This window comes from Marinobacter mangrovi (assembly GCF_016798325.1).
Lineage (GTDB): Bacteria > Pseudomonadota > Gammaproteobacteria > Pseudomonadales > Oleiphilaceae > Marinobacter_A > Marinobacter_A mangrovi.
Map to the genome: position 1 here is coordinate 1,346,844 of NZ_JAERVO010000001.1, position 7,248 is coordinate 1,354,091.

4 protein-coding genes and 1 rRNA gene are annotated in these 7,248 nt (G+C 60.6%); 4 read left to right on the plus strand and 1 reads right to left on the minus strand.

The features are described from left to right. The first annotated feature begins 54 nt into the window (after positions 1-54). The 4 genes from JL474_RS05970 to JL474_RS05985 all read left to right on the plus strand — a co-directional run bounded on the left by JL474_RS05970 (position 55) and on the right by JL474_RS05985 (position 6,887). Positions 55-3,579, plus strand: coding sequence for a hybrid sensor histidine kinase/response regulator (locus JL474_RS05970; protein WP_203141257.1), 3,525 nt, complete (start codon positions 55-57; stop codon positions 3,577-3,579). Between the two features lie 2 nt (positions 3,580-3,581). After that, positions 3,582-5,225: a tetratricopeptide repeat-containing response regulator gene (locus JL474_RS05975; protein WP_203141258.1), complete on the plus strand. Its 1,644-nt coding sequence runs from the start codon at positions 3,582-3,584 to the stop codon at positions 5,223-5,225. Beyond that, complete coding sequence (locus JL474_RS05980) at positions 5,222-5,932, plus strand: sensor histidine kinase (RefSeq protein ID WP_236011996.1); 711 nt, start codon at positions 5,222-5,224, stop codon at positions 5,930-5,932. The genes JL474_RS05975 and JL474_RS05980 overlap by 4 nt, the downstream gene beginning before the upstream one ends. Before the next feature lie 211 nt (positions 5,933-6,143). Continuing rightward, a complete protein-coding gene (locus tag JL474_RS05985) occupies positions 6,144-6,887 on the plus strand; it encodes a response regulator (protein ID WP_203141259.1) in 744 nt (247 codons plus the stop codon). A 248-nt stretch (positions 6,888-7,135) separates the two neighbouring features. On the opposite strand, the gene rrf is transcribed toward JL474_RS05985, so the two are convergent. Beyond that, a 5S ribosomal RNA gene (gene rrf, locus JL474_RS05990) occupies positions 7,136-7,248 on the minus strand; the annotation flags it as partial.

Below are 7,248 nucleotides of genomic sequence, written 5' to 3' on the forward strand. Positions count from 1 at the left end.
GCTCCTATCGAATGAACAGGCCCTAAAAAAGATGTACCGCGGCAAAGGCTGTCTATGCTGAGTGTCTGGCTACTCGCCCTGATTTCCGTTACCTATATTTCGCTGTTGTTCCTGGTGGCCTGGGCGGGCGACCGCCACCCCGGTCTCTATCACCGGAAATTTGCCCGCACCCACATCTATGCCTTGTCCCTGGCCGTGTATTTCACGTCCTGGACCTTTTATGGCGCCGTGGGGCGTGCCAGCCAGGAAGGGTTCGGGTTTCTGCCCATCTACCTGGGGCCTCTGCTGGTTTTCCTGCTCTGCTCGCCGTTGCTGCGGCGCATCATCTACATCAGTAAACGCAACAACAGTACGTCCATCGCTGATTTCGTCGCCTCCCGTTACGGTAAATCCCAGTCCCTGGCAGCGCTGATCTCGATCATCGCGCTGGTGGGCAGCATCCCTTACATTGCCTTGCAGTTGAAGGCCATCGCCATGGGCTTCAATGTGCTGACCGAACCCGGCGGCCTGTTCCGCCCCTCGATCAGCGAAGCTGCCTGGACCGACTCGGCCTGGTACATCACCCTGGCGCTGGCCATCTTCACCGTGCTGTTCGGCACGCGCCATCTGGAATCCACCGAACACCACCGGGGTATGATCCAAGCCATCGCGTTCGAATCGGTGATCAAGCTGATCGCGTTCGTCGCCGTCGGACTGTTCGTCGGCTATGGCCTTTACGATGGTTTCGGCGACCTGTTCGGGCGTATCCGCGATGCCAACCTGATGGGCACGCTCACGACGGATAACATCGAGCCGGTGGCGTTCATCACCCAGACGCTGGTCGCCATGCTGGCCATCATCTGCCTGCCCCGCCAGTTCCATGTCACTGTGGTCGAAAACACCGACCATCGTGACCTGAATACCGCGCGCTGGGCGATGCCGGCCTACCTGATTATCGCCAGCGCCTTTGTGGTGCCGATTGCGGCCGGCGGCCTGCTGATGCCTACCAGCGAGCAGACCAATCCGGACGTCATGATTCTCAGCCTGCCGATCCTGGCGGGCGAGCAGTGGCTCGCGGTCCTGGCGTTCCTGGGCGGTGGGTCCGCCGCCGCGGCGATGGTAATCGTCTGCTCGGTGGCGATCTCCACCATGGTGAGTAACGAGATCATCATGCCGGCGCTGCTGAAGTTCTTCCATCCGCGGATGAACCGGCGCGGCGACCTGAGTTACCTGCTGCTCAGTATTCGCCGGGTGGCCATCTTCGTGATTCTGTTGACCGCCTATGGCTTTTACCGTCTGGCCGGAGAGGACTACAGCCTGACCGCTTTCGGCCTGCTGTCGTTTGCCGCCGCAGCGCAATTCGGGCCGGCCCTGGTGGGCGGCATCATCTGGCGGCGCGGCAACCACACGGGTGCGGTCTGGGGGCTGGCCGCCGGCTTCCTCATGTGGTGCTACACCCTGCTCATCCCCACGCTGACGTCGACCGGCTGGCTCGGCCATACCCTGATCGAGAATGGCATCCTGGGCATCGCCTGGACGCGTCCGACGGCCCTGTTCGGGCTGCATATGGACGAGGTCAGTCACGGCATCATCTGGAGTCTCGGCTGCAACACGCTGATCTACGTCGTCCTGTCGCTGGTAACGCGCCAGCGGGTGCGGGAGAAGATCCAGATTGCCTCCTTCTTCCATGATCCCGAACCCCGGGCCGACACACCGCAGCAACAAGTCTGGGAAGGTGAGATCCTGATTTCCGACCTGCAGGCGGTCGCCGACCGGTTCATGGGCGAGGAGCGGGCTTATACCCTCTTCCGCAACTATGAGCGGCGTAACGCCCTGCGGTTATCCCCCCACCGACCAGCCAGCACGCACCTGATGAAATACGTGGAGCGCCAGCTGGCTTCCGTCATCGGGGCCTCTACGGCCCGCGTGGTTCTGGAGTCCACCCTCACCGGGCGAGACATGCAGATCGAGGATGTGGTCAGCATCGTCGACGAAGCATCCCAGGCGATGACCTTCAGCCGGGAGTTGCTGCAATCCGCCATCGAGAACATCAGTCTGGGCGTGGCCGTCGTTAACCATCAGCAGCAATTGGTGGTCTGGAACCAGCGCTACCTGGAAATGTTCACCTACCCACGGGGCTTCGTACGCGCCGGCCGTCCGTTCGCGGATCTGATCCGCTACAACATGGTGACCAACCTGCCGGCCCGCAAAGTGGACGAACTGGTGGAATACCGGCTGCACTGCATGCGCGAAGGCCTGGCGTTCGGTGACGAACAGCACCGCCCGGATGGCACCGTGCTGCAGATTGAGGGCAGCCCGATTCCCGGTGGCGGTTACGTCACCACCTTCCAGGACATCACCCCGATGCGCCGCACCGAGCAGGCGCTGAAGGAAACCAACATTTACCTGGAGCAACGGGTCAAGGAACGGACCCAGGAACTGCAGGTATTGAATGAACAGCTCCTGACCGCCAAGTCCGTGGCCGAGCAGGCCAACGTCAGTAAGACCCGCTTCCTGGCTTCGGCCAGCCACGACTTGCTGCAACCACTGAATGCCGCACGGCTTTTCACCTCGGCGCTCGCCGGCAAGGCCTCGGGCACCGAGCTCAAGGAACTGGTGGATCACATCGACAGCTCGCTGGAGGCCGCCGAGGAAATCATCAGCACGCTGCTGGATATCTCCAAGCTGGATGCCGGCGCACTGGAACCGAAGCGGTCCAGCTTCTCGGTCAATGAGCTGCTACGCCACCTGTCGACGGAGTTCTCTGCCATTGCCCAGGAGCAGAATCTGGAGCTTCATCTGGTGCCCTGCTCCGCCTGGATCCACTCCGATCCCCAGTTGCTGCGCCGGGTGATCCAGAACTTCCTGTCCAACGCCATTCGCTATACGCCAAGTGGTCGCATCCTTCTGGGCTGTCGGCGTCTTAAGGGCTACGTGAAGATCGAGGTGTGGGACACGGGCCCCGGGATTCCGAGTGACAAGCTGAAGCAGATCTTCGAAGAATTCCGCCGATTGCAGCAGGCCAGTGACCAGAAAGGCCTGGGTCTGGGCCTGGCCATCGTCGACCGGATCAGCACCATGCTGGATCATCCGGTCAATGTTCGGTCCACACAGGGCCGGGGCAGTATGTTCAGCATTACCGTGCCACGCGTGGAGCCGGTCGAGGCCAACATGGCACCACAGAGCGCCAAGCCATCGTCTCGTGGGCTTTCCAACCTCAAGGATCTGTCCGTCCTGTGTATCGACAACGACGAGAATATCCTCGACGGCATGATCGCCCTGCTGAACAACTGGGGCTGCCGGGTGACGCCTGCCCGCAGCCTGGACGAGGCCCGCGACAAGCTTGCCGGTGAGCCGCCGGACATTATCCTGGCTGACTACCAGCTGGATGACGACAAGAATGGCCTGGACGCCATGGATGCCCTGCGTGCAGAGCTGGGCGAAGCGATTCCCGGTATCCTGATCACCGGCTACATGGCTGAAGATGTTCGCAGCCGGACCCTGGAGCTGGGTTACCAGATCCTGTACAAGCCTGTGAAGCCAGCGGCCCTGCGCGCCATGGTGAACAAACAGCTCAAGAAAGCCACCCAGGGAGCCTGATCATGAGCAGCCCAAGGCCCCAATCCCAGTCCGGCAACCAACCGATCGACTTCTCGAAGCTCCGCGTTCTGGTGGTGGACGACTTCGACAATTTCCGCCTGTCCATGCGCCAGATGCTGCGCGGCATGGGCATCGGACATATCGAAGCCTGCGCCACCGGCAGCGCCGCCATCCAGAGCTGCACTTACGATCAGTTCGATATTGTCCTGTGCGATTACAACCTGGGTTCCGGCAAGAACGGTCAACACGTGCTGGAGGAGTTGCGGCACCGCAAGCTGCTGCGGCGCACCTCGCTGTTCATCATGGTAACGGCTGAAACCTCGAAGGAGATGGTCATGGGCGCCCGGGAATATCAGCCGGACGGCTATCTTACCAAGCCCATCAACCAGGCGTCCCTGAGCCAGCGGCTCAACGCTCTGCTGCAACAGCGAGCTGTGCTGTTGCCCATCAACCGTGAGATCGATCTCGACAATCTGCCCAAGGCGATTTCCCTGTGCACCCAGATGCTGCCCCAGCAACCCCGTTACCGCACCTGGATACTCAAGACGTTGTCGGATCTCTATTACCAGGTCGGTGACTACAGCCACGCCCGCAAGATCTGTGAGGACGTCCTGCAGTCCCGGGATCTGTCCTGGGCCCGCCTGGGGCTCGGCCGCATTCTCATCGCCGAACAACGGTATGGCGAGGCCATACAGGCCCTTCAAACGCTGATCGAGCGGCAACCGGACCTGGTCGAAGCCTACGACCAACTGGCACGGGCTCAGTCCCTGGCCGGCAAGTCGGGTACGGCGCAGCGAACCCTGGAACAGGCCACGGCCCTGTCCCCCAACGCCATCCTGCGCCAGAAGCAACTGGCAACGCTGGCTAGTCGCAACCAGGACATGGATACCGCCTGCCAGGCCTGGCGGCAAACAGTGCATCTGGGCCGCCACAGCATTCACGACCAGCCCGAGCATTATCTGGGGCTGGGCCGCTCCCTCTGCGATCTCAGTGAAGACGATACCAGCGATGAGGGACGTGCCCGCGCCGATGAAGCTCTGCGAGCACTGGCATTGGTCCGCAAGCGGTTTCCAGAAGCCGACGATGTGCCGGACCTTTCACGCCTGATCGAAGCGCGCGTGCTGCAGGGTCAGAAGCGCGTAGAAGAGGCGGACGCTATCATCACCCCGTTGATCGAGAGCGGAGACCGCCTGAGCCCCGGTGCCGAACTGGAGCTGGCTCGCACCCTGTTTGCCAGAGATCGACGGGATGAGGCGAAGAAGCGACTGATGGCTCTGTCGCAACGCTGCGAAGGCGATGCCGAGATTCAGTCGGCTATCGAAGCGCTGCTCGACGAACCCGTCGGTTTCCGCAAACGACTGCAAGCGAGACGCCTCACTCGCGAGGGCATTCAGGCCTTCGAGAAACAGGATCTGGAGGCGGCCGCCGAGACCTTCGCTGAGGCTCTGGCCCTGGTTCCTGCTCATCCGGCTCTCAATCTCAACCTGGTACAGGTCCGGCTCCGGCAGATCGATCAGGGGGCAGACCGCCACGCCTTGATCCAGCAATGTCGTCAGTGTCTGGCGCAATTGGACAGCCTGCCGGAAGGCCATCAACAATATCGCCGCTTCCAGTCGCTCAAACGCAAAGTCGAGGCTCTGTCATGACCGATGACACTACCCGTCCCGACCGGGACCCGTCGCCAACGCCGGATTTTTCCATGGTCATGGCGTCTGCCGTCCACGATATGAAAAATTCCCTGGGCATGCTGCTGCATTCCCTGGACGAACTGCGGGAGGAGCTGTCACCGAGCGTAACCCAGTCGCCCCGTTTCAACACCCTGCGCTACGAGGCTGAACGGGTCCACTCGGACCTGGTCCAGTTGCTCGGCCTCTACCGCCTGGATCAGTCCAATCTCTCGGCCCACATTGAAGAGCATTATGTGCCGGACTACCTTGAGGCCCAACTGGCCCGCCATGTCCCGTTGCTGGACGGCCGCGGCATCGATTATGAAATCGCTGCGGAGGCGGTCAGCGGCTTTTTCGACGCCGACCTGCTGACGGGCGTGCTGAACGACACGCTCAATAACGCCATTCGCTACACTCACAAGCAGATCCGCATCAGCAATCGGGAAGAGGATGGTTACCTGGTGTTGCAGGTGGCAGATGATGGCAACGGCTACCCATCCAGCATGTTGTCTGCAACGCCGGATACCGCGGCACCGATCGACTTTACCAGTGGCAGCACACGCCTGGGGCTCTACTTTGCCAACGCCGTTGCCCACCTCCACCGTGAAGGCGGGCGATCGGGCTTCGTTCACCTGTATAATGGCGGCCCTTTGGGCGGTGGCGTCTTTGAGATCCACCTGCCCTGATGTCCTGACAATGATCCCATCCCCTCTTGCCATAACCTGCGCGAATTCCTTGCGTCAGGCGGGTTGAGGGGATAACTTTTTCGAAACTCCAGGGAATTAGGCGCTGTCCTTGCCATGGCCCAGACGGCCGGGCGGGGAATAGGCGCCTGTGGGTACCCTATAAAAGGCGTCCCACACGTGGTCGGAGTCATAAGTACACAAGGAGAACACTATGCCTCGCGGCCACGCGCTGATTGTTGATGATTCGTCGACAGCACGGATCATCCTTGCCCGCATGCTTGAAAAGGCAGACTTTACCGCCCGGGGCGCCGCCTCTGCGGAAGAAGGCTTCAAGATGCTTCGGGCTGAGTCCTATGACCTGATTTTCCTGGACCACCTTCTACCGGGCATGAATGGCTTTGATGCCCTGAAGATTCTGAAAGACGATCCGGATACCCGGGATATTCCGGTCTTCATGTACACCTCACAGAACGCCGACAAATACCTTGAGGATGCAAAAGCTCTGGGTGCGGCCGGCGTGATCAGCAAACAGGTGGATCGCGACCAGCTTCTCGATATGGTGGATTCCATCCTGGCCGGCCGCGATGACGACATCCCTCTCCTACCCTTGCCGAAAGAGTCTCTTAACGGGACCGACGAGGCCTCGGTCAGCCGCCGCCTGACAGGCCGGCTGTCGACGCTCGAAATCGCCTATGAAGACACCCATGATGAACTGCACCAGTTAAGAACAACCGTCGCTACGCTCCAGGCACAGATCGAAGAAAGCGTTGATCGACGCTATCGCCGGCTAAGGCTGCTTTGGTCGGTGACGCTGGTGGGACTGGTGGCGGTAGCCGTGTATTTCAGCCTGGAATTGGCGCAGGTCAAACAGGTGCTGAATAGCGTGAATGAGCAGTTTACGGTGATTCAGGACATTATTGCCCAGATTGTGGGGATTGATGGGCAGGGGCAATGATTGGCGTTGTTTGAGTGTTCCTGGTTCCTGAAAGGCCTCGGTGATTGAGATCGTCGGGGCCTTTTTATTTGGGGTATGGCCTGATTCGCTTGGCTGCAGAGCGGGTGATTTTGGGGTTGGTTGGGGCGGTTGCTCCGGCTGTCCGGAGGGGATGGTCCTCTCGTGCGCACCCGGCAGGTCGCTCTTGATTTTCCGGCGGCCAATAAAAAACCCCAACACGTTACCGTGCTGGGGTTTCGGATTTAGGAGCCTGACGATGACCTACTCTCGCATGGGCAGATGCCACACTACCATCGGCGCTGGTTCGTTTCACGGCTGAGTTCGGGATGGGATCAGGTGGTTCCGAACCGCTATAGTCGTC